Annotated in this window: 26 protein-coding genes; 19 read left to right on the top strand and 7 right to left on the bottom strand. The window is 56.1% G+C overall.

Features of this window, described 5'->3' with window-relative positions:
• Window positions 1-155 precede the first annotated feature (155 nt).
• Window positions 156-2,129 (top strand): BCCT family transporter, encoded by a 1,974-nt coding sequence (locus G583_RS13990; protein ID WP_022869762.1) that lies wholly within the window; start codon window positions 156-158, stop codon window positions 2,127-2,129.
• 1,121 nt (window positions 2,130-3,250) lie between these two features.
• Here G583_RS13990 and G583_RS0103215 read toward each other — a convergent pair.
• Window positions 3,251-4,189: a flavin reductase gene (locus tag G583_RS0103215; RefSeq protein WP_022869759.1), complete on the bottom strand. Its 939-nt coding sequence runs from the start codon at window positions 4,187-4,189 to the stop codon at window positions 3,251-3,253.
• Between the two features lie 106 nt (window positions 4,190-4,295).
• Here G583_RS0103215 and G583_RS0103210 point away from each other — a divergent pair, with 106 nt between their 5' ends.
• The 8 genes from G583_RS0103210 (at window position 4,296) to G583_RS13985 (ending at window position 11,816) form a co-directional block, all read left to right on the top strand.
• Window positions 4,296-4,997, top strand: a complete 702-nt coding sequence (locus G583_RS0103210; protein ID WP_022869758.1) for a GntR family transcriptional regulator — start codon at window positions 4,296-4,298, stop codon at window positions 4,995-4,997.
• A complete protein-coding gene (locus G583_RS0103205; protein WP_245540565.1) occupies window positions 4,972-5,619 on the top strand; it encodes an amino acid synthesis family protein in 648 nt (215 codons plus the stop codon). Before G583_RS0103210 ends, G583_RS0103205 begins: the two co-directional genes overlap by 26 nt.
• Window positions 5,619-6,170 (top strand): amino acid synthesis family protein, encoded by a 552-nt coding sequence (locus tag G583_RS0103200; protein WP_022869756.1) that lies wholly within the window; start codon window positions 5,619-5,621, stop codon window positions 6,168-6,170. The genes G583_RS0103205 and G583_RS0103200 overlap by 1 nt, the downstream gene beginning before the upstream one ends.
• Window positions 6,171-6,175: 5 nt before the next feature.
• Window positions 6,176-6,931 (top strand): alpha/beta fold hydrolase, encoded by a 756-nt coding sequence (locus G583_RS0103195; RefSeq protein WP_022869755.1) that lies wholly within the window; start codon window positions 6,176-6,178, stop codon window positions 6,929-6,931.
• On the top strand, window positions 6,928-8,409 hold the full coding sequence (locus G583_RS0103190; protein WP_022869754.1) for an aldehyde dehydrogenase: 1,482 nt from the start codon (window positions 6,928-6,930) through the stop codon (window positions 8,407-8,409). The genes G583_RS0103195 and G583_RS0103190 overlap by 4 nt, the downstream gene beginning before the upstream one ends.
• Window positions 8,410-8,411: 2 nt before the next feature.
• On the top strand, window positions 8,412-8,609 hold the full coding sequence (locus tag G583_RS0103185) for a tautomerase family protein (RefSeq protein ID WP_022869753.1): 198 nt from the start codon (window positions 8,412-8,414) through the stop codon (window positions 8,607-8,609).
• A gap of 32 nt (window positions 8,610-8,641) precedes the next feature.
• Window positions 8,642-9,688 carry an LLM class flavin-dependent oxidoreductase gene (locus G583_RS0103180; protein ID WP_022869752.1) on the top strand — a complete coding sequence of 349 codons (1,047 nt, stop codon included), beginning with the start codon at window positions 8,642-8,644 and terminating at the stop codon, window positions 9,686-9,688.
• Between the two features lie 157 nt (window positions 9,689-9,845).
• Entirely contained in the window at window positions 9,846-11,816 is a 1,971-nt protein-coding gene (locus G583_RS13985; protein ID WP_022869751.1) for a BCCT family transporter, read from the top strand.
• 95 nt (window positions 11,817-11,911) lie between these two features.
• On the opposite strand, the gene G583_RS0103170 is transcribed toward G583_RS13985, so the two are convergent.
• On the bottom strand, window positions 11,912-12,469 hold the full coding sequence (locus tag G583_RS0103170; protein WP_084677290.1) for an OsmC family protein: 558 nt from the start codon (window positions 12,467-12,469) through the stop codon (window positions 11,912-11,914).
• 151 nt (window positions 12,470-12,620) lie between these two features.
• On the opposite strand from G583_RS0103170, the gene G583_RS0103165 reads away from it, so the two are divergent.
• Complete coding sequence (locus G583_RS0103165) at window positions 12,621-13,292, top strand: hypothetical protein (protein ID WP_022869749.1); 672 nt, start codon at window positions 12,621-12,623, stop codon at window positions 13,290-13,292.
• 13 nt (window positions 13,293-13,305) lie between these two features.
• Window positions 13,306-13,830: an SRPBCC domain-containing protein gene (locus G583_RS0103160; RefSeq protein ID WP_022869748.1), complete on the top strand. Its 525-nt coding sequence runs from the start codon at window positions 13,306-13,308 to the stop codon at window positions 13,828-13,830.
• A gap of 8 nt (window positions 13,831-13,838) precedes the next feature.
• On the opposite strand, the gene G583_RS0103155 is transcribed toward G583_RS0103160, so the two are convergent.
• Complete coding sequence (locus tag G583_RS0103155) at window positions 13,839-14,297, bottom strand: DUF3817 domain-containing protein (RefSeq protein ID WP_022869747.1); 459 nt, start codon at window positions 14,295-14,297, stop codon at window positions 13,839-13,841.
• 189 nt (window positions 14,298-14,486) lie between these two features.
• Here G583_RS0103155 and G583_RS0103150 point away from each other — a divergent pair, with 189 nt between their 5' ends.
• Entirely contained in the window at window positions 14,487-14,915 is a 429-nt protein-coding gene (locus tag G583_RS0103150; RefSeq protein WP_022869746.1) for a GlcG/HbpS family heme-binding protein, read from the top strand.
• Window positions 14,916-14,974: 59 nt separating this feature from the next.
• Entirely contained in the window at window positions 14,975-16,114 is a 1,140-nt protein-coding gene (locus tag G583_RS0103145) for a glutathione-independent formaldehyde dehydrogenase (RefSeq protein ID WP_022869745.1), read from the top strand.
• A gap of 72 nt (window positions 16,115-16,186) precedes the next feature.
• On the opposite strand, the gene G583_RS0103140 is transcribed toward G583_RS0103145, so the two are convergent.
• The gene (locus G583_RS0103140) at window positions 16,187-17,554 is read right to left on the bottom strand and encodes a DHA2 family efflux MFS transporter permease subunit (RefSeq protein WP_022869744.1); all 1,368 of its coding nucleotides are present in this window, start codon (window positions 17,552-17,554) and stop codon (window positions 16,187-16,189) included.
• Window positions 17,555-17,682: 128 nt separating this feature from the next.
• On the opposite strand from G583_RS0103140, the gene G583_RS0103135 reads away from it, so the two are divergent.
• Complete coding sequence (locus G583_RS0103135; protein ID WP_022869743.1) at window positions 17,683-17,937, top strand: cory-CC-star protein; 255 nt, start codon at window positions 17,683-17,685, stop codon at window positions 17,935-17,937.
• 14 nt (window positions 17,938-17,951) lie between these two features.
• A complete protein-coding gene (locus G583_RS0103130) occupies window positions 17,952-18,932 on the top strand; it encodes an ArsA family ATPase (RefSeq protein ID WP_022869742.1) in 981 nt (326 codons plus the stop codon).
• On the opposite strand, the gene G583_RS13980 is transcribed toward G583_RS0103130, so the two are convergent.
• Window positions 18,929-19,297, bottom strand: coding sequence for a YrhK family protein (locus tag G583_RS13980; RefSeq protein ID WP_022869741.1), 369 nt, complete (start codon window positions 19,295-19,297; stop codon window positions 18,929-18,931). The two genes, G583_RS0103130 and G583_RS13980, sit on opposite strands and share 4 nt — an antisense overlap.
• Window positions 19,298-19,367: 70 nt before the next feature.
• Window positions 19,368-20,450, bottom strand: a complete 1,083-nt coding sequence (locus G583_RS0103120) for an NAD(P)H-dependent flavin oxidoreductase (RefSeq protein ID WP_322785322.1) — start codon at window positions 20,448-20,450, stop codon at window positions 19,368-19,370.
• Between the two features lie 50 nt (window positions 20,451-20,500).
• Here G583_RS0103120 and G583_RS0103115 point away from each other — a divergent pair, with 50 nt between their 5' ends.
• Complete coding sequence (locus G583_RS0103115; RefSeq protein WP_022869739.1) at window positions 20,501-20,848, top strand: PadR family transcriptional regulator; 348 nt, start codon at window positions 20,501-20,503, stop codon at window positions 20,846-20,848.
• A gap of 1 nt (window position 20,849) precedes the next feature.
• The gene (locus G583_RS0103110; protein WP_022869738.1) at window positions 20,850-21,833 is read left to right on the top strand and encodes a permease prefix domain 1-containing protein; all 984 of its coding nucleotides are present in this window, start codon (window positions 20,850-20,852) and stop codon (window positions 21,831-21,833) included.
• On the opposite strand, the gene G583_RS0103105 is transcribed toward G583_RS0103110, so the two are convergent.
• Entirely contained in the window at window positions 21,795-22,505 is a 711-nt protein-coding gene (locus tag G583_RS0103105; RefSeq protein ID WP_022869737.1) for a M50 family metallopeptidase, read from the bottom strand. The genes G583_RS0103110 and G583_RS0103105 overlap by 39 nt on opposite strands.
• 981 nt (window positions 22,506-23,486) lie before the next feature.
• Here G583_RS0103105 and G583_RS13975 point away from each other — a divergent pair.
• Window positions 23,487-25,202 (top strand): polysaccharide biosynthesis protein, encoded by a 1,716-nt coding sequence (locus G583_RS13975; protein ID WP_022869736.1) that lies wholly within the window; start codon window positions 23,487-23,489, stop codon window positions 25,200-25,202.
• 1 nt (window position 25,203) lies between these two features.
• Entirely contained in the window at window positions 25,204-26,271 is a 1,068-nt protein-coding gene (locus G583_RS0103095) for an ATP-grasp domain-containing protein (RefSeq protein ID WP_022869735.1), read from the top strand.
• Window positions 26,272-26,277 lie beyond the last annotated feature (6 nt).

The following is a 26,277-nucleotide window of genomic DNA, read 5'->3' as shown; positions in this document are numbered from 1 at the left end:
CGGTGTATCTGTGGAGTAGCTGCGAAACGGACACAGTGCCAACCCGCTAACATCCCGATTGATGGCTAGTCACACGCGCGCATGCTGGAAGCGCGCTCTAACACCCAAAGCACTCTTGCGTTTCAAGCGCGCCCACAGATCTCGAGGAGAGACGTATGAACACCGATGAGCCTGATAGTCCAAAGGAAGTATCCTCGCAGGATCCTTCCTTTGTGCAAGACCTCCGCTCCGACCGCAAAACCCTAGCACTTGGCCTCTACCCAGGCGACATCCACCCGGGGCTGTTGTCCGGGGTAGGGATTGACGACAAACAACGCAATTTCGGCATCGATAAAACGATCTTCGCCATTACCGGTTCGGTTATCGTCGCATTCGTGCTGTGGGGGCTGATCAGCCCGGAATCTGTCGCATCCGTGTCCAGCGCAGCGTTTGCCTGGTCCATGGAAAACATGGGCTGGTTGCTCAACCTCACCATGGGTGTGGGCCTGTTCGTCATGCTGTATGTGGCCTTTGGTAAATACGGCAAAATCAAACTCGGCAAAGACGATGAGAAACCAGAGTTCTCACGGTTCTCATGGGTCGCCATGATGTTTGGTGCCGGCCTGGGCGTTGGCCTGTTCTTCTACGGTCCATCCGAACCACTGGCCTACTTCGTGGACCCACCGCCGCACACTCCGGCCGCTCAGCAAGAAACGATTAATGGCTTGCAGGAATCCGCCGGCGGTGACGCGGAAATCAACCGTGAAGCCATTCACCAGGGTGTCTCGCAGGCAAGCTACCACTGGGGTCTGCACATCTGGAGCATGTACGCACTCGTCGGCGGCGCACTAGCCTATGCAACCTTCCGCCGCGGTCGTCCAACCCTGATTTCCTCGATCTTCCAAACCCTGTTCGGTAAATCCAAAACCGACGGCTTCGCTGGAAAACTCATCGACATCTTCGCCATTATTGCGACTCTCTTCGGAACAGCAACCACGCTTGGTCTGTCCGCCATTCAGATCGGTCAGGGTGTCACTCTCGTCAGCGGGATCGGTGAAATCGGCAATAACGTGCTGATCGTGATCATCGGTGTGCTCGGTGCAGGCTTCGTCATTAGTGCCGTCTCCGGGGTCTCCCGCGGCGTGCGGTACTTATCGAATATCAACATCTCCCTGACCCTTGGTCTGGTGCTGTTCGTGTTCTTCGCGGGTCCAACGCTCTACCTGTTGAACTTGGTGCCATCCGGGCTGCTGCACTACATCGACAACTATTTGCCGATGATGGCCAAATCCCTATCCTGGGGTCCCGAAACCGTTGAATTCCAGACCTGGTGGACCGCGTTCTACTGGGCCTGGTGGATCGCCTGGACACCATTCGTTGGTACTTTCATCGCGCGTATCTCCCGTGGCCGCACGCTCAAGGAGTTCGCGCTGGTCACCATGGGTATCCCAACCCTGATCCTGATCCTGGCATTCACCGTCTTTGGTGGTGCATCCATCATCAACTCGATCAACGGGGTCGAAGGATTCGAAGGCGACGCCTCACCAGAAGCTGTGCTGTTCAACCTGTTCGATACGCTACCGTTCAGTGGCATCATGCCGTTCATCCTGATCGGTGTGCTGGCCATCTTCTTCATCACGGCCGCTGACTCAGCGTCTGTTGTGATGGGTATGATGACGTCCCGCGGTAACCCGGCTCCAAAGAAGAGCATCGTGGTGTTCTGGGGCCTGTGCATGCTGGGCATCGCGATCGTCATGCTGCTCTCCGGCGGTGAAGATGCACTTTCTGGATTGCAGAGCCTGATCTATCTGATCGCCCTGCCATTTAGCCTGGTGCTCATCCTCATGGTGGTCGCCTTCCTGAAGGACCTGTCGACCGACCCCGCAAGAATTCGTCACGACTACGCCCAGAAGGCGATGTCTGACGCGGTGATTCGAGGCATTGAGGACCACGGTGAAGAATTCGAGATATCGGTTCAGCACTCACCGGATGGTCGCGGTGCCGGATCAGATGTCGATGCATCGGATCCGAAATACACGGACTGGTATAAGGAAGAAGCCGAGCACAACTCGATGAAGCTTGTGACCGGTGGGGAATCCGATCCAACCAATGCGGACGCGACAGAATCTGATGAACGGTCCAAAGAATAATCTCGACTCAGTGAGATGACCTCTCGGTCTGAGACCGGTCAGCAGATAAATGGCGTTGCACCACATGGTGCAGCGCCATTTACGTCTGTACAGGAAGTAATATTGCTGGTGGGGGCGGATATGCGGCAGTCAACTTGGGACAAGATTTCCCCGGTTCCCTGGTGTTCGCTATCAATCCGCGCTTAGATATCGGTGCACAGCCAACCGCCCCAGTAGGCGAATTCCTTGAAGACGATTTTCGCCCAAAGGTAGAACTGCTTTTCGTCGAATATTGGACACTTATGTTCTCAAAATCTCGCTGGACAGTACACGACAGGCATACCGTTTGACCTTGCTATTTTTCAGACACTTCGGAAACCGACAATACTACGAATGGCAACACCAGCCATTTGCCGAGCTCCTCAAACATGAACCACGATTGTGGTCTCGACTGGACAACATCGGCTCCGGTCATAGTCCTATACCGGGGGCATATGCTTAAAGAAATTATGGGGATTTTCGTAGAGCCCACACGAAATAACAGTAGTGCGTTAGAACATGCAGGTTTTACTAGAACTACGTATGCTCGTTTTTCAGCACACGTATTTGCAAGTGCATAACTTGCTGTGCGGTTTATGCGGTGACGGACCACGCCCCGTGATCGCGTTGTTTAACGTGCTGAATTCAACCCGTCCTTCACGGCGTGCCTTATCTTCCCTGAACCTGTTATCTGTGTGTAGTAAGAACGCGGTGAACAAGGCCAAGAATGCAATAGCTCCTGCACTGAGCTCGGCGGATACCTCCGGCACTTTTTCATAAGGAAGAGGTGCCCATATTTGGGCTATCTGTGGGCACATGTCTATGACTGACATAGGAATCGCTACCAGGCCGAGTATGGCCGTTACGATAGCCCATACGCGAGTCCCAGTCGACGCCGTTTTCCAAGACTCCATGACGCGTTGGTACCCTTCAACAATTCGTGTGTAAATATTTTCACAGTATCTGACACCTCAACACGCGTGAGGGGTTCATTCGCACTCTCACTAGGGAGCCGACCATGAATCAAGTATCACCATGGTACAAGAACAATCTAAACGACGAAGGAACCCCTAATGTTCACTCCACCCTCTTGAGGCAGCAGCTTAGAGCGGTTGGAGTCCTTGGGAGTCAAAGAACTTCCCGGCTTTATACAAGATCGGGTTGTTGTCTACGGCCTCGGCATGCCGGACTCGTCCGATAAAAATCGTGTGGGTGAGTGCCTGGAAACGCTCCTTGATCTCCACCTCGATCGACGCCGAGGAGTCGTAGAGCAGGGGAGTGCCGTTCGGGCCTTTATGCCAGGGAACATTGGCAAATTTATCTTGGGACTTTGAAGCGAATACTTGAAGAGTCTCGTGCTGCTCGGTCGACAGGATGTTGATACCGATGTGCCCTGATCGGAAGAGCGATGGATACGTCGATGAGGTTTTCTGTACGCATACCAGGATCAACGGTGGGTCCAAGGACACCGAACAGTAGGCGTTCGCCGCCAACCCTCGCGGCATACCGTCATCATCGTGGGCGGTGATGACGGTGACCCCGGTGACGAACTGCTTGTTGAAGTCTTTGAGCCGTTCGCGGGTTTCGTCGTTGTCGGGTGCTTCCGGGTCCGTGGTTTCGAAAGCGGAAGCTAAGGATGGGAGTCCAAGGTCAGCAAGGAGGGCGGTCATATTCCAGGTTGCTTGTTCATGGGCAATTTTGCCGTCTTTGATGGTCGCAAGTGTTGCACCCGAGGTGGTTACTCTTCGACCCGTCGGTGGGACATTGCCCAGTGGGCGCGTAAAGGTGCCTTCGGTGGTCCAGAAAAATCCGATGTCCTCGCCAGAGGGCAGTACTTTCTGGAGGGTAGTAGTCATGTCGGGAAAAGCGCTTCGCATTTCATCGATCTGCCGGATAAATCCGTCGGCGTTGACTGACGACTCCGTCCCCTTGCTTACTCGTTCAAAGTCGTCAGACAAAAGGCTTCGAAATGGGGCGTAGTCACCGTTATTCCATGCGCCTTCCCAGGCTTTCGCAATTTCTTTACCAAGTGCCTGTTGCATACAACAGATGCTAGCCCTGCGGCAATTCATGTGTCAACGGTCACATAGAAATATGCTATCCAAGGGTCATTGACAGAAAAGAGTGATCTATCTTACAGTCTGTTGTATGCAACAAAAGTTGAAAGAGGCCGCGCAATCACGGCAACCCGAAAAGAGTCGATCCCTGCTGAGCCAGCTGAGGGAACAAGTGCTTAATGGAAGCTATAACCCCAAAGAGGTTATTCCAGAACAAGCACTTGCCGAGACCTTTGGGGTGAGTCGCACCCCGGTTCGCGAAGCTCTTAAGCAACTTGAAAATGAAGGGCTCGTCGAGATCCGACCCCGGGTCGGAACCTTTGTTCGGTATCCAACCCGGCGCGAGATCGTCGAATTATTCCAGGTCAAAGAATCCCTGGAAGGTTTAGCCGCCTCGCTCGTTGCACAACGCACACCAAGCCCGGAGCTGGAACAGCTCAAACAAAACTTGGTGGATGCTTCTGAGGCCATCGGATCAGAGGACGCAGAAACCTACGCACGCCTGGTCCATGACTTCCACTGGACGTTGGTGCTGGGCTCCCAGAATCAAAAACTCATAGAACACTACGACCGATTGATGAATCAGCTGACCTATCACCGACTGGTACTGGAAACCATTGCGGTACCGGGCCGTATTCGTCAGTCGATAACCGAACACGAAGCCGTGGTTGAGGCCATCGAAGCCAGGGATCCGATGGGGGCCGAGCTGGCGATGCGAAATCACGTGCATTCTTCCAGCCGGGTCGTGCTGGCCGAACCTCGACACTATGACGATCAAACAGACGGTGATTGACATGCCTGCCATTGCGAGAACACTGAGTGACATACACGTCAGAGCCGTGCGTACCGTCGTTGAAGAGGTGCACGCGGAGGGCGGTTCGGCGACCTCAACACCGTGGAAGATCGCGGCCAGCTACGCGGTGCTACCAAACCCGTGGTTGGGGCAGGGCACAGCTTCGAACCTCACTGACTATGCAGCCTATGCTGCACCCATTCTCGCGAAAGAACTTGGCGGCCGACTTATCGACCACCTGGACGGCGCACAGAACATTGAAGCGTTTGGTAAAGCAGCCGTGGTTGGTCTGGAAGGCGAAATCGAACACGGCGGCGCTTTCATTCACACCCCGTATTTTGGGAATCTCTTCCGTGAACTCCTCGAAGGAAGTTCCATTATCTGCTTTTCCGAAAGCAGAGCAGAACCAAGCCAGAGTCTTCGTGTTCCGCTGTGGCATAAAACCGCAGCGGCCACACGGGATTACTACCAGAGCATGGAAGTCCACCTACCCGATGCCCCGCACGCCGACGAGATCGTGGTGATGGCAGTGGCCGCAGACGGGCCGCGCCCACACCCGCGCATTGGCGACCGGAACACCGATCCAGCCGTCACACTAGCAATTTTTGAGGAAGGCTCCTGATGAAACTTCGCAAAATTACCACCATCGTCGACGAGGTTCTCACCGAGGGTGGGGCAACCGTGGACCCCGTGGCACGCACGGCCGTGGTCGCAGCAGTCATCGAAAACCCCTGGAAGGGCCAAGGATTCGTGCAGCAGCTCAATACCGGTATCGACGACATCGCACCGCAGCTCGGAAAACTCCTGGCCCCTCGAGTTATGGAGGCACTAGGTTCACCGCTGGAAGCCTATGGCAAAGCTGCCATCGTGGGACTCAACGGTGAAATCGAGCATGGCTCAGGGCTGATCCACACCCTGAAATTTGGCAACTTCTTCCGGGATGCCGCTTCCGCATCAACACTGTTACCTGCCGTCGAGAAACGCGGTCCGGCCGGCATCGTGTTCGATATTCCGCTGAAGCACTTCACCGATGCGACGATTCGATCACACCACCAATCGTTGGAAGTCAGAATCCCGGATGCCCCGCATGCCGATGAGATTCTGGTGGCGCTGGCCGGAGCGAGTCAAGGCCGACCAAAGCAGCGTCTAGCGGATCTGTCGACGGAGCAGTGAGTGCGATGAGGCCGACAACCAAGCATGAAACACCAACCATGGTGTTCCTTCATGGAGTGGGCCTTGATCACACAATGTGGGCCCCGGTCCAAGCGATGCTGCCAGATAACGCAGTGTACTTGGACCTCCCCGGCCACGGGACCCAGCCCGCCCTGCACGAAACGACCTCGCTGCAGGCACTGGCCGATGACATTGCGGCCCGCCTGCCAGACGGTTTGATCCAACTCGTCGGGTTCTCGCTCGGTGGGCTGATTGCCCAACGGCTCGCCATCGATCTACCCGACAAGATTCTTTCGGTCGTTGCCGCCAGTACGGTATGCCAACGAACTGAAAAAGAGCGATCATCTGTTCAAGAGCGGTTGGCGACAGCACAGCGCGATTTTGCACTGTCCATACAACGTTCACTAGAGCGGTGGTATCCAGCAACCGCCAACGTGCCAACCGAACATATCGAGCACACCCGCGCGGTCCTTGAGAGCAACGATGTTGAGTCGTTCCTCTACGCCTATGAGGTCTTTGCTACCGCCGACCAAGAACTTGCCTCAGAGCTGGGCGAATTACACCAACCTTTGCTGGCGATCACCGGCGAATTGGACCCGGGATCAACTCCTGAGATGAGTCATCGACTCGTCAACGCCGTACCGAATGGAACCCTGCAGATCGTTGCCACTGCCCGGCACATGCTGCCGCATGAATTTCCGCAAAAATTTGTGGAACACCTGAAAGCTCACTTTGCCATCGAGGAGGTTGCAAACTCATGAGCCAAAAATACTCCCACTTCATCAATGGCACCTGGAGCGAACCGGCCTCCGGCGAATACTTTGCCAGTACTAACCCCGCAAACCTAGAACACCTCTACGATGTGGCACGGGGCGGCGAACGAGACGTCCACAAAGCAGTCACCGCGGCTCGCGAAGCGTTCCGTTCGAATGCTTGGGCCAACATGAGCCAGACGAAACGCGGCAAACTCCTGCGCAAACTCGGCGACCTCATCACAGAAAATGCTGAAGAACTCGCCCGGTCCGAAAGCCTCGACAACGGCAAACTGCTGCGTGAAATGCGCGGACAGTTGGCGAGTCTGCCGGACTACCTGTACTACTACGCCGGGCTAGCCGATAAAATCCAGGGCTCGCAGATTCCAACCAACGATCTTGCGATACTGAACTACACGCAACGCGAACCACTGGGTGTCGTTGCCGCGATCACGCCGTGGAACTCGCCGCTGACCCTGACCACATCCAAGCTGGCGCCCGCTTTAGCCGCGGGCAACACCGTGGTCATCAAGCCCAGCGAGTACACCTCACGCACAATTCTCCGATTCGCCGAACTGGCATCGGAAGCAGGCTTCCCTGACGGCGTGGTCAACGTTGTGACCGGTTACGGACACGAGGCGGGTAACGCGCTGACCGAGCATCGAGACATCGCCAAAATCTCGTTCACCGGCTCGACCACCACCGGTGCGATGATCGCCCAGAAAGCCAGCGCGCGATTCATCGGGACCACACTCGAACTCGGTGGCAAGAGCCCGAACATTATTTTTGACGATGCTAACGTCTCCAACGCAGCCATGGGGGTGATCGCCGGGATCTTCGCGGCCGCCGGCCAGACCTGTATTGCCGGCAGTCGGGTCTTTGCCCACCGCTCGATCTACGACGAACTTTTGGAACGCGTGTCCGAACGGGCCCAAAGCATCAAAATGGGCGACCCCATGGATGACGCCACCGAGCTTGGTCCGCTGGCCTTCGATAAGCAGCTGGAAAAAGTCCAGCACTACGTCAAACTTGGTGTTTCCGAAGGGGCCACCATCTATTCCGGCGGCGACGACGCTGACGTCGACCTGCCCGGGTATTTCTACTCACCGACGGTGCTGACCGATGTGAACAATGACATGAGCGTGGTCCGCGAAGAGATTTTTGGACCGGTCGCAGCCGTGATGCCGTTCGATACCGAAGACGAAGTCGTAGGCCTCGCCAACGACACCGAATACGGGCTGGCAGCAGGCGTCTGGACCCAGAACCTGGCGCGAGCCCACCGGATGAGTCGTCGGCTGGAAGCCGGCACCATCTGGGTCAACACCTACCGTGCCATGTCACCGATGTCGCCGCGACAGGGATTCAAAAACTCCGGCGTCGGTATTGAACACGGCCTGGAATCCATCAACGAATACACCAAGCTGAAATCGGTGTGGATCAATACCAGTGAAGCTGAAGTTGGCGATCCATTCGTCATGCGGGGATAGTCATGCCACTCATCGATATTTCTATAGCCAAAGGCCGAAGCCCCGAACAGCTTCGAGCCTTCATCGACCAAGTCCACAACGCAGCCGAAAACACCGTTGACGCTGCCCCAGAAAACATCACGGTGATCGTCCGCGAAGTCGACACCCACCTCTGGGCACGAACGAATACCACCATCGAGGAAAGACAACACTCTCAATAATTCAGATACACCTTCCAGATAGGACGAGGACAATGCGTTTCTCACTTTTTGCACATATGGAACGTTGGGACGAATCTGTTAGCCATCAGGAATCGTTCCAGAATCTGACCTCACTCATACAACAAGCAGAAGCAGGCGGCTTTTCGACCGTTTGGATCGGGGAGCACCACTCCACTGAATTCACTGCTTCACCCAACCCACTCACACAGCTTGCCTACCTGGCCGGCAAAACCACCACCATCCGACTCGGTGCCGGCACACTGATCGCACCGTTCTGGGATCCGATCCGTGCCGCCGGAGAATGTGCGCTGCTCGATGTCATCTCAGACGGGCGCATGGAAGTTGGCCTGGCACGTGGTGCCTACCAATTCGAATTCGATCGACTAACGCCGGGACTCTCGGCAGCAGATGGCGGCACCTATCTGCGTGAACTGGTACCCGCCGTGAAACGGCTGTGGGAAGGCGATTACGCACATGAGGGGGAACACTGGAACTTTCCTACCGCAACGTCCGTACCAAAACCGCTGCAGCAGCCGGGCCCACCGGTCTGGATTGCGGCACGTGACCCGAATACCCATGACTTCGCCATCGCCAACGGCTGTAACATCATGGTCACGCCGTTGATGAAGGGCGATGAAGAAGTCGAGGATCTAAAAGCCAAATTCGATGGCGCAGTGACCAATAACCCACAGGCCACCCATGATGCCGAAATCATGGTGCTTCGACATACCTACGTGCATGACGAAGCAGAGCCGGAAGGCTGGCGCAAAGGTGCCGAAGCCGTCAATAAATACTTCCGCACTTTCGATGCATGGGCCGGCAATAAGACCACACCGACAGACGGTTTCCTGGACCCAAGTCCGGTAGAGAAATTCGACGATCGTCCGGAAATGCAGCCAGCGTCGCTGCGTAACGCGGCCATGATCGGCACACCGGAAGAAGTGGTCGCCCGGCTGAAAACCTATGAAGCCATGGGTATCAACGAATTTTCCTACTGGATGGACAGCAGCCTGAGCCATGCAGAAAAAGAAGCGTCACTGCGGCTCTTTATTGAACATGTCGTACCCGCTTTTCAGTAATTCTCGCAACGAATCTCTCATCACACCCGTCATTCGGTGACGGTCTGCCAGACCCGTTTTATAGGGAACCGTCAGTCCGGCAGGATTCGTGTTCTGCGTAATAGCAATTCCCTACACCTCTCGTGTTGGATACACGAGGCATCTCTAGGAGATCACGATGAACACCAACGACTCTGGCACAGGTCAACCCCCTCACGACAAGCCGAGTATTGGAGAGAAGCTCCGCTCACCCAGAAAAACCTTGGCCGTCGGTTTATACCCACAAGACATCCACCCGGGACTCCTCTCCGGGGTCGGTATTGACGACAAAGACCGAAAATTCACCATCGATAAAACCATTTTTGGCATTACGGCAACGCTGATTGTCGGCTTCGTTCTCTGGGGTGTTATTAGCCCAGAGTCGGTCGCCTCCGTATCCGGTGTGGCGTTTGCCTGGTCGATGGAAAACATGGGCTGGCTGCTCAACACCGCCATGGGCGTGGGGCTATTCGTCATGCTCTACGTTGCCTTCAGTAAATACGGCAAGATCAAGCTCGGTAAGGACCATGAGAAACCGGAATTCTCGCGTTTCTCATGGATCGCCATGATGTTCGGTGCCGGTCTCGGTGTGGGACTCTTCTTCTATGGTCCTTCTGAACCACTTGCGTATTTTGTTGATCCGCCGCCGCATACACCGGCAGCACAGCAAGAAACGATCAATAGCCTGCAAGAAGCCGCCGGCGGCGACTCTGAAATCAACCGCGAAGCCATTCACCAGGGTGTCTCACAGGCCAGCTATCACTGGGGCCTGCACATCTGGAGCATGTATGCGCTGGTTGGTGGCGCGCTGGGCTACGCCACCTTCCGCCGGGGTCGCCCGACGTTGATTTCGTCAATTTTCGAAACACTGTTTGGCAAATCCCAAACCAAAGGGTTTGCTGGAAAATTGATCGACATCTTCGCGATCATTGCAACCCTGTTCGGTACGGCAACCACGCTCGGGCTGTCTGCCATTCAGATTGGACAGGGTGTCACCATTGTTAGTGGCATTGGTCCACTAGGAAATAACGTCCTGATCAGCATTATCGGCGTACTCGCCATTGGTTTTGTGATCAGTGCGGTCTCTGGTGTCGCACGCGGTATTCGGTATCTGTCGAATATCAATATCTCATTTACACTCGGTGCGGTGCTCTTTGCGTTCTTTGCCGGGCCGACGTTGTATTTGCTTAACCTCATACCCTCCGGGATCATGCACTACATCGACAACTACCTGTTGATGATGAGTAAGTCTCTGTCCTGGGGTCCGGAAACCGTGGAATTTCAGACCTGGTGGACCGCGTTCTACTGGGCCTGGTGGATTGCCTGGACGCCATTTGTCGGCACCTTCATCGCCCGTATTTCCCGTGGGCGCACGCTGCGCGAATTCGCACTGGTGACCATGGGTGTGCCGAGTTTCATTCTGATCCTGGCCTTTACCGTATTCGGCGGTTCATCGATCCTGCACTCGATCAACGGGGTCGAAGGCTTCGAAGGAGACGCCTCACCTGAGGCCGTGCTGTTCAACCTGTTTGATACCTTGCCGTTCAATACCATCACACCGCTGCTGTTGATCGGTGTCCTCGCCGTCTTCTTCATCACCGCGGCCGACTCAGCATCCGTGGTCATGGGCATGATGAGCTCGCGCGGCAACCCAGCGCCGAAGAAGGGCCTGGTGGTATTCTGGGGCTTCTGCATGATGGGCATTGCCATTGTCATGCTGCTGGCCGGTGGCGAAGAAACGCTGTCCGGACTCCAGAGCCTGATCTACCTGATCGCCCTACCGTTTAGTCTGGTGCTGATTTTGATGGTCTTCGCGTTCTTGAAAGACCTGGCCACCGACCCTGCTCGTATTCGTTATGACTACGCTCAGAAGGCGATGTCGGATGCCGTGATCCGCGGTATCGAGGATCACGGTGAAGAATTTGAAATCGTGGTCAAACACTCGCCCGACGGACGTGGCGCTGGCAGCTCGGTTGATGCATCCGATGCGAAGTACACCGAGTGGTATAAGGACGAAGCTGAAACTGGTGCCATCCGACTCGTGACCGGCGAGGAGGTTGACGCACACGCTCGAGAATCGGAAGATTCCGACGAGCGGCCCTCCCAGTAATCAATTCATAGCACGGGCCTAGACCGGTAGAAATACAGAACGTTCCCGCCTTGGAGAAGACGGGAACGTTCTGCTTTTGGTCTGGAAGTCAGTGCTTAGGCACGGGTGACGGTGGTCTTGACCGGGGTGGGGTTTTGGAAAATATCCAGTACCGGGCAGTGGGCATCGACGGTCTGGCGTAGCTCGTCGTAGCGTTCATCTGACTCGGGACCGGTGAGCTCGATATCGAGTCGCACCTCGGAGAACCCGGCGCGCACGGACTCATCGGCTCCGAATAGTCCCGCAGCATCCAGATCTGCCTCAGCCTTGATGACGATCTCATCGAAGACAATGCCCAGCTGCTGCGCGTAGAGACGGTAGACGACAACCTGACAGCCGACCAAGGCACCCAGAGCATACTCGACCGGGCTGGTCCCGATGTTGTCACCGGCCAGCGCTGATGGTTCGTCGACGATGAAGGAGTGCTTACCGGCGCGGATAGTCGTGGCAACGGAACCAACTCCGGCGCCTTTGACTGCGTAGGACAGCTGCGAGCTGGTGCGATCGGCTTCGATGCGTTCGGCCCACGCGGTGCCGGCTTTCGTGATGCGAGCGGCGCGATCTTCGGCGGTGATCTCGGGGACGGTGGACTGTGCGTTTGTTGTAGTAGTCATGACGTCGAGGCTAAACGTCCCGGCTGTGGGCACACTGAGGCTACGTCATTTCGCGTCATAGAATCCGGGGCGCGTCGGCTAGGTACCTTCGGTGTGAGATAGGGCAGTATATTCTGTGTGGTACCGCCTCAACTTCAGGAGAGATAGGGCGATGGACGCAAGTCATGATGAGGGCTCCGATTTTTGGGGCCAGAAGAAGTCGAAAATCCAACCCGGTGATGGGCACCAGTTGAAGCCGTTTCGGTGGTGGCAGATGCTGGAGCGTACCTTGTTCTATGCACCCATGAACACGCAAGATGGCTATCCACGAACCTATGCGGTGAGTGTGAACTTTTTCGACTGGGACGACAACGCCGATGTGTACCTCAACGGCAAGCATCATGCACGTGCCAAACTGCCGGCATCGATCCCTGTTGAAGGCGGTGAGATCGAGGTGGCTACGACGTTCTACGGACTGAAGCGCATGCATTTTGTGGCGCCAACGGGCGAAGAGCAGGTGCTGAAACCAGATGGTGCCAGTGCCGAGGGACTCCGGGCCAAATTTGCCCAGCGCAGGCCCGTATTGAGCCGTGTAATAGGCATCCTTGCCGCGCTGATCTTGCTGATTTTGTTGCCCATCGGTGTGCTGCAGATCATCGAAGTGGTGTCTCAAACAGGCCTCGCGGCAAACTTCATGGATCCGTTCACCTCACCGATAAACCTGCCAGAATGGACCAGTACGCCATTGTTGCTCCTGAGTATTCTTGCCGGGATCGAGCGCGCACTGACCCTGAGGAACCATTGGCTGATCGACATGGACACCGGTTCAGAATGGTTCGGTTAAGCGAGGAAAGTTTATGTACGACGGAAATTTGAAAACGATGTCGGGTCGTCCGGCCCTGCAATTCGAGCAGAGCCTGGCGCATCCGCTGTCTCGGGTCTGGCAAGCGGTCAGCACACCCAGTGAACTCGAACAGTGGTTTCCTGCAGCCCTCTCGTGGGAACCAGCCACGGGCGAGCTACTCGAGGCCTTTGGTATGCAGGGCAAAATCTTAGAAGTCGAGGAACCGACCCGGTTGGCGTGGGAGTTCAACGGTGATTTCTACAGCTTTGATCTGACCGAGCAGGCTGCCGGTACCACCCTGACGTTCACCTATGTTTTTGATGCAGATGCACCGGTTGCTCAGACCGCAGCGGGGTGGGATACGTATCTGCAGAAGCTGGAAGCGCTGTTAGCGGGTCAGCCTTTGTCAGACAAAGTGGCGTTCGCCAATTGGGATAGGCCGCATGAGCACTATGCGGCGAAATTCAATGTTGATCCAACGCCAGGGCGTCAGTTCTGGGAGCAGCTCAAAGAGTCCCTAGACCTAAAACAGGAGTAGCGCAGCCGTCAGCCTACAGGTGGCCCCAGGATCAGCAGGGTCACGTACAGAGCCACGACGAGGGCCAGAATAATCACAATGCTGAGCAACGGGTGGTGAATGATCCAGCGCAGCAGACGGTCATGCCAGGTGTGGTCGCGTGGATCCTCGGTTGGGGTGCGACGCCAGTCGCCGTCGAGTCGACCGGTGCGGTGGAGCCAGATATCAACGGGAATCGTCGCGTAGGGGATCGCCGCGGTGATGATCGATACCGCTGCCACACCGGGTGACCAGCGCTGGTTTTTGCTCATCAGCACAGCTGTTGCACCGTAGGAGAGGAACACGAAACCGTGCACGCCACCACCGATGGTCACGGCCAGATCCCAGCCTTGGGTGGCCCGCAGGATGAGCCCTCCAATCAGTAGGGTCCACGAAAACACTTCTGCAATGGCAAAGAAGCGGAAAAACTGACGGGGCGTAGAAAGCATTGAGGTCCTTGATGCTGCGGGGCGAGCTGTATTTACCACTCAAGCAGTCTAATCGGGACTCGGCCCTTTCGGAAAAAAGTCATGACTACCACAATGGGATATGAGGCGCTGTTTGAGCTGAACGGCCAAAGACCGCAGACCTCACGGCGCTGGTCAGTTACACGAAACCCCCGTGGAAGGAGTGTTGACATGACCACGAACACTACCGATATTTCATTGCAACTCGCACAAACCGTCGTAGACGCCTGCATGCGTCGCGCAGAAGAACTCGATCTCAAAATGAATGCCGCCGTCGTTGACGTCGGCGCAAATCTCAAAGCATTCAACCGCATGGACGGTGCCTGGTTGGGCAGCATCGATATCTCGATGAAGAAAGCTCGCACCGCACGCTACTTTGACATGGAAACCGGCGACATGACCCCGATGGTTCAACCAGGGGAACAGCTGTACCACGTGGAATTCTCCAATGGAGGACTCATCACGTTCCCGGGTGGTATCCCGCTGAAACTTGATGACGGCACCGTGGTCGGTGCCGTTGGCGTCAGTGGCTCAACGGTCGATAACGACCAGAAGGTAGCCGAAGCCGGCGCTCAGGCCTTCGAATCCGCCGCGAAATAACATCTGCCTGACCAACGCCGCGCACGAGTTTTCCTCGAAGAAGGAGTGAACAAGAGCTCATGAAAGCTGTTGTATATAAAGGACCCTACGAAGTATCTGTCGAAGAAGTGGATGATCCAAAAATTCAGGATCCCACCGACGTGATTGTTCGAATCACTTCCACCGCTATTTGCGGCTCGGATCTGCACATGTACGAAGGTCGAACCGATGCCGAACCAGGCATTACCTTCGGGCACGAAAACATGGGCATTGTCGAAGAAGTTGGCTCCGGTGTCACCACCGTGAAAGAGGGCGACCGCGTGGTCATGCCCTTCAACGTGGCCTGCGGCTTCTGTGACAACTGCCGTGCCGGCAAAACCGGCTTCTGTCTAACCGTCAATGAACCAGGCACCGCAGGTGGCGCCTACGGTTACGTTGGTATGGGCCCCTATCCGGGTGGCCAGGCAGAAAAACTGCGTGTGCCATTCGCGGACTATAACTGCGTGCAACTCCCCAAGGGCGAGGAGCACGAAAAAGACTTCGCCATGCTCGCAGACATTTTCCCCACCGGCTACCACGCCACCGAACTCGCTGGCGTACGCCCCGGTGAAACCGTGGCCGTCTACGGTGCCGGTCCGGTCGGTCAAATGGCCGCCTACTCAGCACAGCTGAAAGGCGCCAGCCGTGTATTTGTGGTCGACAACGTCAAGAGTCGACTCGACATCGCCAAAGACCTCGGTGCCGAGCCAATCAACTTCGAAGACGGCGACCCAGCCCAGCAAATTCACGATGCCGTTCAGGCCTATGGTGTGGATCGCGGCATTGATGCCGTCGGGTATCAGGCCACGGCACCTTCGGGTGAAGAGCAGCCTGCCGTGGTGCTCAACCAGCTGGTCGATACTGTCCGCCATACCGGTGGTCTGGGCATTGTGGGACTCTACGTTCCATCGGATCCCGGCGCACCAGATGAGCACTCAGCCAAAGGCGAGCTGCTGTTCCGTATTGGCCGCTTCTTCGAAAAGGGCCAGTCCATGGCAACCGGACAGGCCGATGTGAAGATGTACGCACATAAACTCCGTGATCTGATCATCGCTGGGCGCGCCAAACCAAGCTTCGTGGTCTCACAAGAACTGTCACTTGATGACGCACCAGATGCGTACGAGAAGTTCGATAACCGCGAGCCCGGTTACTCCAAGGTGCTCTTGCATCCAGGACGCTAAACCAACATCCAATACAGCTGGCCCGGTCGAAACCGGCCGGGCCACAGTTGTGTCTGAAAGCAGAGCACCTGACTACATTGTGGAGTTCGGGTGCGCTAAGTCTGAACGAAATCGAGAAACCGCGAAGAATCCAATAGCTAGGACGACGACGTGTAAGACGAGTGAGAGTCCCATGGCCGCGGAGAAGCCGGTGAACTGCAAATTGATCTGCATCATCGCACCAACGGAGGCAGCACCGACGACCGCACCAACCTGGCGTGCGGTGTTGTAGACACCGGAACCAGCACCGACCAGGTGACTGGGAAGCTGACGCATGGAAATAGCGGAGTTGGCAGACCAGCTCAGCGCATTGGCAGCACCTTGGAACACCAATGGCACAACCAACCAGCCGACGGAGACTTCCAGCGTGATCAAGATGGCGAACAGGGCCATCGACGTGATCATGGCGCTGAAACCGATCTTGGAAATCCGACCCGGTGGTAGGCGATCGGTCAGTCGGCCCATAAAGGGAGCCAAACACACCGACACGGAGGCCATCGGCAGCATGAGTAAGCCCGCACTTTGTGCATTGATGCCTGCGCCCAACTGTAAGTAGAGCATGATCGGCAGATTCACCGAATAAACGGCAAAGCCGAGTGTAGAGACGGAAACGGCACCCCAACGGAAGTTGCGGAAGCTAAAGAGCTCGAGCGGCATCAGAGCGTCGCGGCCCAGGCGCTGAGCGCGGCGCTGCAACCAAATAAAGATCACCAGGGCCGTAATGCCAATGGCTAGGACGCCGAAGAGCCAGGCGGGCCAGCCGAGCTCGGGGCCTTGCTGCAGGGTGAAGACGATCCCCAAGATAGCAAGCAGTGAAAACGCTGCGCTGAGCAGATCAATACGGCCGACACCGGTCGGGAGTTTTGGCACCCAGAGGGCGACCAAGATGAGGGCGAGCAACCCAAAGGGAATGTAGAGGACAAACACCCAGCGCCAGCCCAAGCCACCCACCAGCAGTCCGCCGACCACCGGGCCAAAGAGTCCTGATGAGGCGGCTACCGCAGACCACACACCCATGGCAGCACCGCGCTTGGTGACCGGGAAGATCCGGTTGATCACGCTCAACGGTTGCGGATTCAACAAGGATGCGCCGAAGCCTTGCACAGCGCGAGCGACAATGAGTAATTCGATAGTCGGGGCGAATGCACAGGTTGCAGCAGCGGTGGTGAAGATGGCCATGCCAACCACATACACATTGCGTTGCCCAAAGCGATCGCCAAGGCGCCCTGTGACGAGCAACGGCACCGCAAAGGTGAGCAGATAAATGGCGGATACCCAGACGGCCTGGTTGACGCTGGCACCCAAATCTTCGGTGATGCGTGGCAGCGCCACAGCGACCAAGGACTGGTCGATCAGGGTAATAAACAGGCCAACACACAGGGCACCAAGAGCTTTCCACACGCAGGTAATGCTAGAGCGTCCCCAGACAGAGTCAAAAGCGGGTGCTCATGCGAGGTCATGTTTGCTAGGGTCAGAGCCAAGAAACTTCATGGAAAACCGGCGGAATTCCAGCACGTTAGGTACAGACAATGAGTTGGTGGCAACGCTTCAGCGCAGGCCTGAAAGAATACTACGTGGGGCCCTACCGTAAGACCTTTGCTCGTGCCCAGCGTGATGAAGAAGATCTGTTCATGATGCTGGTGATGTCCGAAGCCCTGGGTGTCCCGAATCCTGCCTCCGGTGTCACGCTGGAATTGTTGCCAGAGATGTTAGACCGTATGCACGAATGGCACGTCCGCCAGGGACTGGAGCGGTCTCCTTTTGACGGCATGAACTGCTGCTGAAAGGCCTACCCGGGATGCTGCTCGAACTCGCAAGTCAACGCAAAGTCCTCTTCCTTGGAGGCAAAGGTGGCGTCGGAAAAACCGTCACCGCTTCGGCCGTTGCACTGCACCAAGCCATGAGTGGCAGACGTGTCCTGCTGGTCTCAACCGACCCGGCACACAACCTCGGCCACCTCTGGGAACAGCCGGTCGGTGATACAGCAGTTGAACTGTTCCGAGCCGAAGATGGCACCGGGGGAGTGGACGGTGTAGAGATTGATCCGCAAGCCACCATCAAGGATTATCTGGCTGAAGTCGGCGAGACCCTGCGTGACTTCATGCCCCAGCACTTACACCCGCAGGTGACACAACACCTGAACCTGGCAGCCCAAACTCCCGGGACACATGAGTCAGCGATGTTGGAACGCATCGCGATGACCATCGAATACGGGCTGGACGATCACGACCTGATTATTTTCGATACCGCGCCCTCGGGGCATACGGCACGACTGATGGCGCTGCCGGAAATCATGACCTTCTGGACCGAAGGATTATTGAACCGGCGGACTAAGGCAGAGAAGTTTGGGGCAGCGATCAGAGCCATCGACGGCGACGATGATCCACAATCGACAACCGGAGAAAATCGAGACCGTCGCATCCGGCGGATGCTGCTGCGACGCAAGAACCGCTTTGAGATGATGCGCAATGTGCTCACCGATGCCAAGACCACCAGCTTTGTCATTGTGTTGATCGGTGAACGCGTGCCGGTACTGGAATCTGTGGAGTTGTATAACCAGCTCCGGGATACCGGTGTGGATGTCGGTGGGTTCGTGGTGAACCGACTGTCACCCACCGATGCCGGAGAATTCTTAGCGTCCCGCCGAGTCCAAGAAGACCAGTACGTGGCCTTCCTGCAAGAACAACTGCCCAGGGTGCCCATGGATACGGTGCCACTGCTGGCCGGAGATCTCGTCGGCCGTGAAGCACTGGACCAGTTAGCCCAGCAGCTCAGCTAAGGTGAGCCCTGCTTGTCATCCGATGACGTATCTTTGTGTTTGGAAGACGTGTCCTCGCCTCGACCATGGAATAAACGCGGTGCTTCAGGAGCGTTTGCTGCCAAGCGGTCCAGGCGGCCCGAACGTGCCAGCCACACCTCACGAGCCAAGCGAATACTGGGCTTCGCTGCGAAGAACAACGAGCCAACCAAAAAGCCTACGGTGCCTGCTGTTTGGAGCTCTTTGAAAAAGAAGAGCACGCTGCCGACAACAAACAGGAACGCAGCAAGAAAATCGACTGTTGTGTGGAGTGCTTCAAACATCGCGTAACGACGAGCTTGATGTTCAGTCAGCTGGCGATTCCGGGGATCAAATAGTCGCGTCATGACGCTTCACCCTACCGACCGCGCATCATCAGGTACATGGCCGAGAGGTTGGAAGCAAGGGGTCACGGCGTTAGCTCACCGAGATCGTATTGGTCGATAAGGTTTGCTGATTCAGCTGCTCAATGGCCTCGTGGTATTCGGACTCGAAGCGTTCGACCAAGCCACTGACGGTGGTTGTTTCCTTCAAGGCACCAATGCCTTGGCCAGAACCCCAAACGTCTTTCCAGGCCTTCGAACCGGCTGCCCTAGCGGAGGCAGGGGAGGCCCCTTCTTCTGGTGTCGGCAGAGCGTCCGCATCATAGCCTGCTGCAGTAATGCTGCCACGAAGGTAGTTGCCGTGGATGCCAGTGAAATAGTTGCTGTACACCACGTCGGAAGCGCTGCTGTCCAGAACCATCTGCCGGTATTCGGGCACGATATTGGCTTCCTGCGTGGACAGGAACGCACTACCGACATACGCCATGTCTGCGCCGGCGGCCTGGGCGGCGAGAATAGACCGACCGTGGGCGATAGCGCCGGAGAGCATGAGTGGGCCATCGAACCATACGCGAATTTCCTGAACGAGTGCAAACGGTGATTGCGTTCCAGCGTGCCCACCGGCACCGGCAGCCACTGCAATGAGGCCATCAGCGCCCTTTTCGACGGCCTTCTGAGCAAAGCGATTGTGGATGACATCGTGCAGCACAATACCGCCGTAGGAGTGCACGGCTTCGTTGACCTCTGGACGAGCACCCAGAGAGGTAATCACGATCGGCACTTTGTGTTTAACGATGACTTCCATGTCTTGCTCAAGCCGAGTGTTGGTGCGGTGCACAATCTGGTTCACTGCAAACGGTGCCACCGTGGCATCCGGGTTCCGGCGAGCAAAAGCTGCATTGTCCTCGGCGATCTCCGACAGCCAGTCGTCGAGCAATGAAGTAGGGCGAGCATTCAACGCGGGGAATGAGCCAATAATGCCTGCCTGACATTGAGCTTTTACAAGCTCCGGACCCGAAGCAAGAAACATCGGCGCAGACATGACAGGTAGGCGAAAGGAGCCTTGTAGGACAGCCGGCAAGGACACAGATTCCTCCAGTGTGGTTCGGTGGCGTACCTGCTCAACATTACTGTGAGCTGGCATACGCCAGCCCGACGTGTCGCTGGTCGAGCTCATTTCATGTGTGCCATTGACGATAGTGTGTCAGACACAGTATCGTGTTGCGTATGGTCGAAGAAGTTGAGCCCCATCTACAAGAGCTGCGCCGCGGCACCGTGGTGTTGGCATGCTTGCAATTACTGTGCACCCCCGGCTATGGATACGGGCTGCTGGAAGATCTGCAGAGCGCGGGTTTTGCCACCGAAGCCAATACGCTCTATCCACTCTTGCGGCGCCTAGAAAAGCAAGGGCATCTGACGAGCCACTGGGACACCGGCGAATCTCGACCACGAAAGTTTTACCAAACCTCAAAGCAAGGCATTTACCTGGCTCAGGCTATGCACAGCGAATGGCAGACACTGTCTGAAGCCATCGATTCGTTGGGCGACGATCCCCTCACCAATGAGGAGAAATAAGATGACTACTCCACTACCCGAACGATATATCGCAGCGACAGTCAAACACCTTCCCGCTGACCTGCAAGCAGATGTTCACGCTGAATTAGCAGCCTCGATTGACGATGCCGTTGAAGCACACATCGATCAAGGCGAAGAGCGCGAAACAGCAGAACGAGTGGTGCTCACGGAGCTCGGTGATCCGGCTGTGCTGGCGGCGAGCTATGTTGATCGACCGCTACAGCTTATCGGTCCGCGGTACTACCTGGCATGGTGGCGCGTTCTGAAGCTCTTGCTCATCATTGTGCCCACTGTGTTCTTCGTCCTGGTGGCGGGCGGGCACTTCCTGGCAGGCTCGCCGCTGGGCGAGATCATTGGAGAGTCACTAGCGACCGGCCTCAGTGCGTTCGTCCACGTCGGCTTCTGGGTCACTCTAGTCTTTGCCACCATGGACCGGACCGGGTTCGAAACCGGTGAAACCTGGGATATCGACCAATTGCCAGAACCACGCAAAGAGCATCCCGGAAGCCAAGAACTCGTCCCCTCCCTCGTCTTCTTGGGGCTGATGCTTGTGGCCTTAGCCTGGGATCAGCTCCGTGGCTTTGTGCAGCATAACCAAGAAGCAATCCCGGTCCTCAACCCAGAGCTCTGGCCTTGGGCCATGCTCGGGCTGTTGGCAATCATCGCCCTAGAAATCGGATTCGCAATCCTCTTGTTCGTGCGAGGTCGCTGGAGCACCCCGCTAGCCATGACAAATACCATCCTGGCCGTACTCTTCTTCAGCTGGGCTATCACTCTGCTGGCTCGGGGAGAACTCTTTAGTGCAGAGATCATCGAGCTAGCGCTATCGAACGGGGCAACCCCCGATGCGCTCTACATCATGGGTGTGATCCTCGGCCTAGGTGTCGGCATTATCTGTGCCTGGGACAGTGCCGACGGCTGGGTAAAATCTTGCCGAGCAGGTTCATCAAAGGTTACCGAGCAGCAACCAGCCACCACCCAGTAGGCAAGCGACACTCATAAGCCAAAAGACCCCAATCCACAGACCTGCTGGCATGCGAGTGAGTCCGGCTAATTGATCGGCGTCACTGCCGCTACGGCTTCTACTGCGACGGTGGCGACTACGCTGGAGTTCCACCACAGCGCGTGGAGCAACCAGCAGCAACGACCACACCATCAGATATGCTGCGATGGATAAGACTTCATGTGTAGCCGTCCATGAAAGCACCGCGACCCCGACACCAGTAACTAGCACAACCCACAGTCCATAGAGGTTGCGAATCAACAGCAACATCAGAGTACACAGCAGGACTAGTGCCCACATGGAACCGGCGGCATAGCCATTGCTGACGAGCCAAGCGCCACCCAGCCCAACGATCGCGGGGGCAGGATATCCTGCCAGCAAGGTTGCGACCATGCCTGGTCCGGTTGGTCGGCCGCGGGAAACTGTTAGTCCAGAAGTATCTGAGTGCAGCCGAATGCCACTGAGTCGGCGCCCGACGAGGACTGCGATGAATGCGTGGCCGGCTTCGTGGAGCAGCGTTGCCAAGTGCCGCACCAGTCGATAACCCAGTGGCGACCACGTGAATAGCAGCGCGGCAACTCCGATGATGCCTACCCAGAGTTCTGTCAGCGGTGGTTGGACGCTGGTGGCGCGTTCCCAAAGTTCTTCAAACACCTGCCCACTTATAGCAGACGAGGCTGTGAAGTGGTTGTCGTTAGAACTAATGAGTGTGACAAATTTGTCTAGACAATACGGCTTGATAACTGGCATCGCTAACTTGAACCGGCCTCAACGCGCCTGCATTGTTGGCTTCCGGGGCCGAGCGCCCAAAACACCCTCCAGTTGTGGCGCGCGTCACTTTCGTGATAGCTGTAATCGGACTGAATCCTCGGAATGTCTGCAGAGCAAGCGCTGACGGTTTAGACCATGACGATTATGGCTTCGCCATGAGTCGATACAGCTCGCAGCTAGGGTGACCGCCAGGGTGACGGATGGGGTTATTTTGAGCTGCTGATTTGCTCATATGGCCCACCCTCGGCGTGGTGGTACTCAAAATATCCTATCTGACATGCGTTTTTGCAATCTTTTGAAGGGTGAAATGCGGCTGTAAAAGGCGCAGTGCGGACCTGTTTCGTAATGACAAGGGTGATGCGCGGGTTGATTTCCTCCAGTGCCGTATTGAGTAAACCTTTCTCTAGTTAGAGTCTTTCTCAGAAGACATGACTCACACCACATAACGTGACAAGACCTCACAGTTATAGGCACTCTGAGTCATCGAATGGGCTTATACACCAACCCTCAGCAATATGGCCTAAACGCTCGGGGAATAGCCCTGTACCGGTAGTTCGTGCAGTCTGCCGACTGCTCACGCTCACTCACACTATTGTCAGTATTCTTGCTGAACCGGAGGGTTTAGGTCATGATGCAACGCATCATTCAAACGCCAATACAAGGCCCCCTTATTGCGGCTCTTGCGGGTGCAAAAACGCCGATTGCCAGGGTGAATACACGTGGCGGTGAGAAGCGATGACGTCGATAAGCGCTCCACGTCATGCGAATAGAACCACTCACACCTCATCTGCTGCTACTCACGCTCACACTTCAAAACCCTGGCATCGCGAACTGCACTGCTATTTGGATATTGCCTGCTGGGCGGTGGCGATATTCGGTGCGTCGTTGATCTACTACGACTTCGTTGTGACACCGTTTGAAGCACTTGTCTTAGTGCTGCTCGCTCTTGTAGCTAGCGCAGCTCAGTTGCTATTCGGATGGGGCTTTTTCCTTTACCGTAAGCGTTTCAGCGTCGGGAGTTTCGACGAAGTTCGTGCACTTTTGAAAGCTGGCACCGCAACAGGGCTGACGTTATTTGCGACGGGCCTTATCACCGGGTACTCACTTGATCATCCGGTCGCTGTCGGGCTGATTGTCGCTCCGGTCGCGGTGGTCTTGATGTTTGGTCTTCGTTTCGCTGAACGGTTGCGGGCCTTGTCCCGGTCAGTCCCAGATAAACAGGTTGTTCGCACGCTGGTTATTGGGGCTGGCGAAGCAGGTACAAACCTGATTCGTCAGATGGTCACCACCCCGGGGACGAAATACTGGCCGGTGGGCTTGGTCGATGATGCACCAGAAAAATCTAATGTGCAGGTATACCACGCCAAAGTCATGGGGAAGTTGACGCAGTTACCACAGCTCATTAACCAGACCGGTGTTGAAGTGCTCGTCGTTGCGGTGGCCTCCCCGTCGAAGGAGATGCTGGGCGAAGTACAACGTATTGCCGATGAATTCGACCTGCAGTTGAAAATCATCCCCCCGTTGGACGAGCTCCTTGAACGGGGCATCCGGTCGGCTGATTTACGTGATCTGTCCATCTATGACCTCTTGGGCCGCGCGCCAGTGGAGACCAACGTCGAAGAAATTGCCGGATACCTTACGGGTGCACGCGTATTGGTCACCGGTGCGGGCGGTTCCATTGGTTCGGTACTGTGCCAGCAGATTAGTCGTTTTCACCCCGCTGAGCTCATCATGCTCGACCGGGACGAAACCGGACTGCAGCATGCACAGCTGACGGTCAACGGGAATGGGCTGTTGAGTACCAAAGAAACGGTCTTAGCGGATATCCGTGATGCCCAAGCTCTTCGCGAGGTTTTTGAGGCCTACCGTCCAGAAGTCGTGTTCCACGCCGCGGCTCTCAAACATTTGCCAATGCTTGAGCGCTACCCCGAAGAAGGGTGGAAAACGAATGTGTTGGGAACGCTCAACGTCCTGGAAGCATCTGAATCTGTACAGGTTGAACGGTTCGTCAATATCTCGACGGACAAGGCCGCCAACCCAACCAGCCAGTTGGGGTATTCGAAACAGGCAGCGGAGCAACTGACGTCCTGGATGGACCAGCAATCGGATGGACGGTATTTATCTGTCCGGTTCGGCAATGTCATCGGTAGTCGTGGCTCGATGCTTCCGACGTTCACCAACCTGATTGAGCAGGGCGGGCCGTTGACTGTCACACACCCCAACGTCACCCGCTATTTCATGACCATCCCCGAAGCCTGCCAGCTTGTGCTGCAGGCGGGTGGCATTGGCAACCCTGGCGAAGTGCTCATTCTGGACATGGGAGAACCGGTGCGCATCTTAGACGTCGCCAAACGCATGATCTCCCTGTCCGGAAAAGACATCGACATCGTCTTTACCGGACTCCGTCAGGGAGAAAAGCTCCACGAAGAACTCACGTCCGATCACGAGAACGCGATGCCTTCAGCGCATCCGTTGATCAGCCGCACTGAGGTGGCGCCTTTGTCGATTACAGAAATTGGTTACCTTACGGATTCTTCGACGATTGTGCGGAGCACCATGACCACCGAAAGGAGCGGTTGAGATGCGGATCATCATTAGTTCGGCCGGTCGAAGAGTCTACCTGGTGCAATGGTTCAAAGAAGCACTCCAACAAGCAGACATTCCCGGCGAAGTGTATGTCCTGGACAATGATCCAGGTGCTGCTGCAGCCGCGGCAGCTGACCGACATTTTCACATCCCGGCTTTCACCGATGCGGCTTACCAGGGTCGTCTCTTGGAGTTGATTGACGAGCTACAACCGGATCTGTTCATTTCGCTGAATGATCATGAAATCACGGTGCTGTCGCAATCAATTGGTGACGAACTTCGTTCCCGAGGCATCGTCGTTCCAATTTTGGATGCCAGTGCCCAGATTGTCGTGGCCGACAAATTGGCTACGTATCGTGCCCTGCGCAGCGTAGGGGTGCCCACCCCCAAGACTGTGCCACTTTCGGATGCAGTTGGTGCTCTCGAACTCATCGAGAGTTCCTCGGATTTGATCATCAAAGATCGGTTGGGCAGTGGTTCATCAGGTCTACTGCGTTTCGGCCAAGAACAGGCGCATCAGTGGCTCAATACTCGAGGTGTCGAGTTGATTGAACAAGACCCTGCACGGCTCGACGGACTGGTGCTCCAACAGGACCTAGGTGGTATCGAGTACGGCCTTGATATTGTCACGCCGGTCCGAGGCGGTTCAGTTGAAGGCATCCTCGGACGTCGCAAAATGCGGATGCGCCACGGCGAAACATCTGCGGCTATTACCGTCCCTACGGATCAATTTCGAGGTGTTGCCAAAGCGCTCAACGCAGCACTGGGCATTCGCGGAACTATTGACGTTGACGTGATCGTCACTGAAGACGGCACCCCTCACGTGATCGATATCAACCCGCGCTTTGGCGGCGGATATCCGTTCTGCCACATCGCCGGAGCCGACATCCCGCATTTCATGGTCGCTTCAACCCTGGGCATCGAACCTCGCACAGGCTGGAACACCTATCAGCATGACTTCTTAGGTGCCAAGCACGAAGGCATTATCGGCTTTGAACCCGCGAACACTACCAAGACCCCGGTCCCTGCTCGCCAGCAACCGTTGCTGTGGCACACGATCTAAGCATCA

The sequence above is a fragment of the Yaniella halotolerans DSM 15476 genome (genome assembly GCF_000420805.1).
GTDB lineage: Bacteria > Actinomycetota > Actinomycetes > Actinomycetales > Micrococcaceae > Yaniella > Yaniella halotolerans.
The sequence above is the reverse complement of the archived record's forward strand: the minus strand, read 5'-3'. Positions and strand labels throughout refer to the sequence as shown.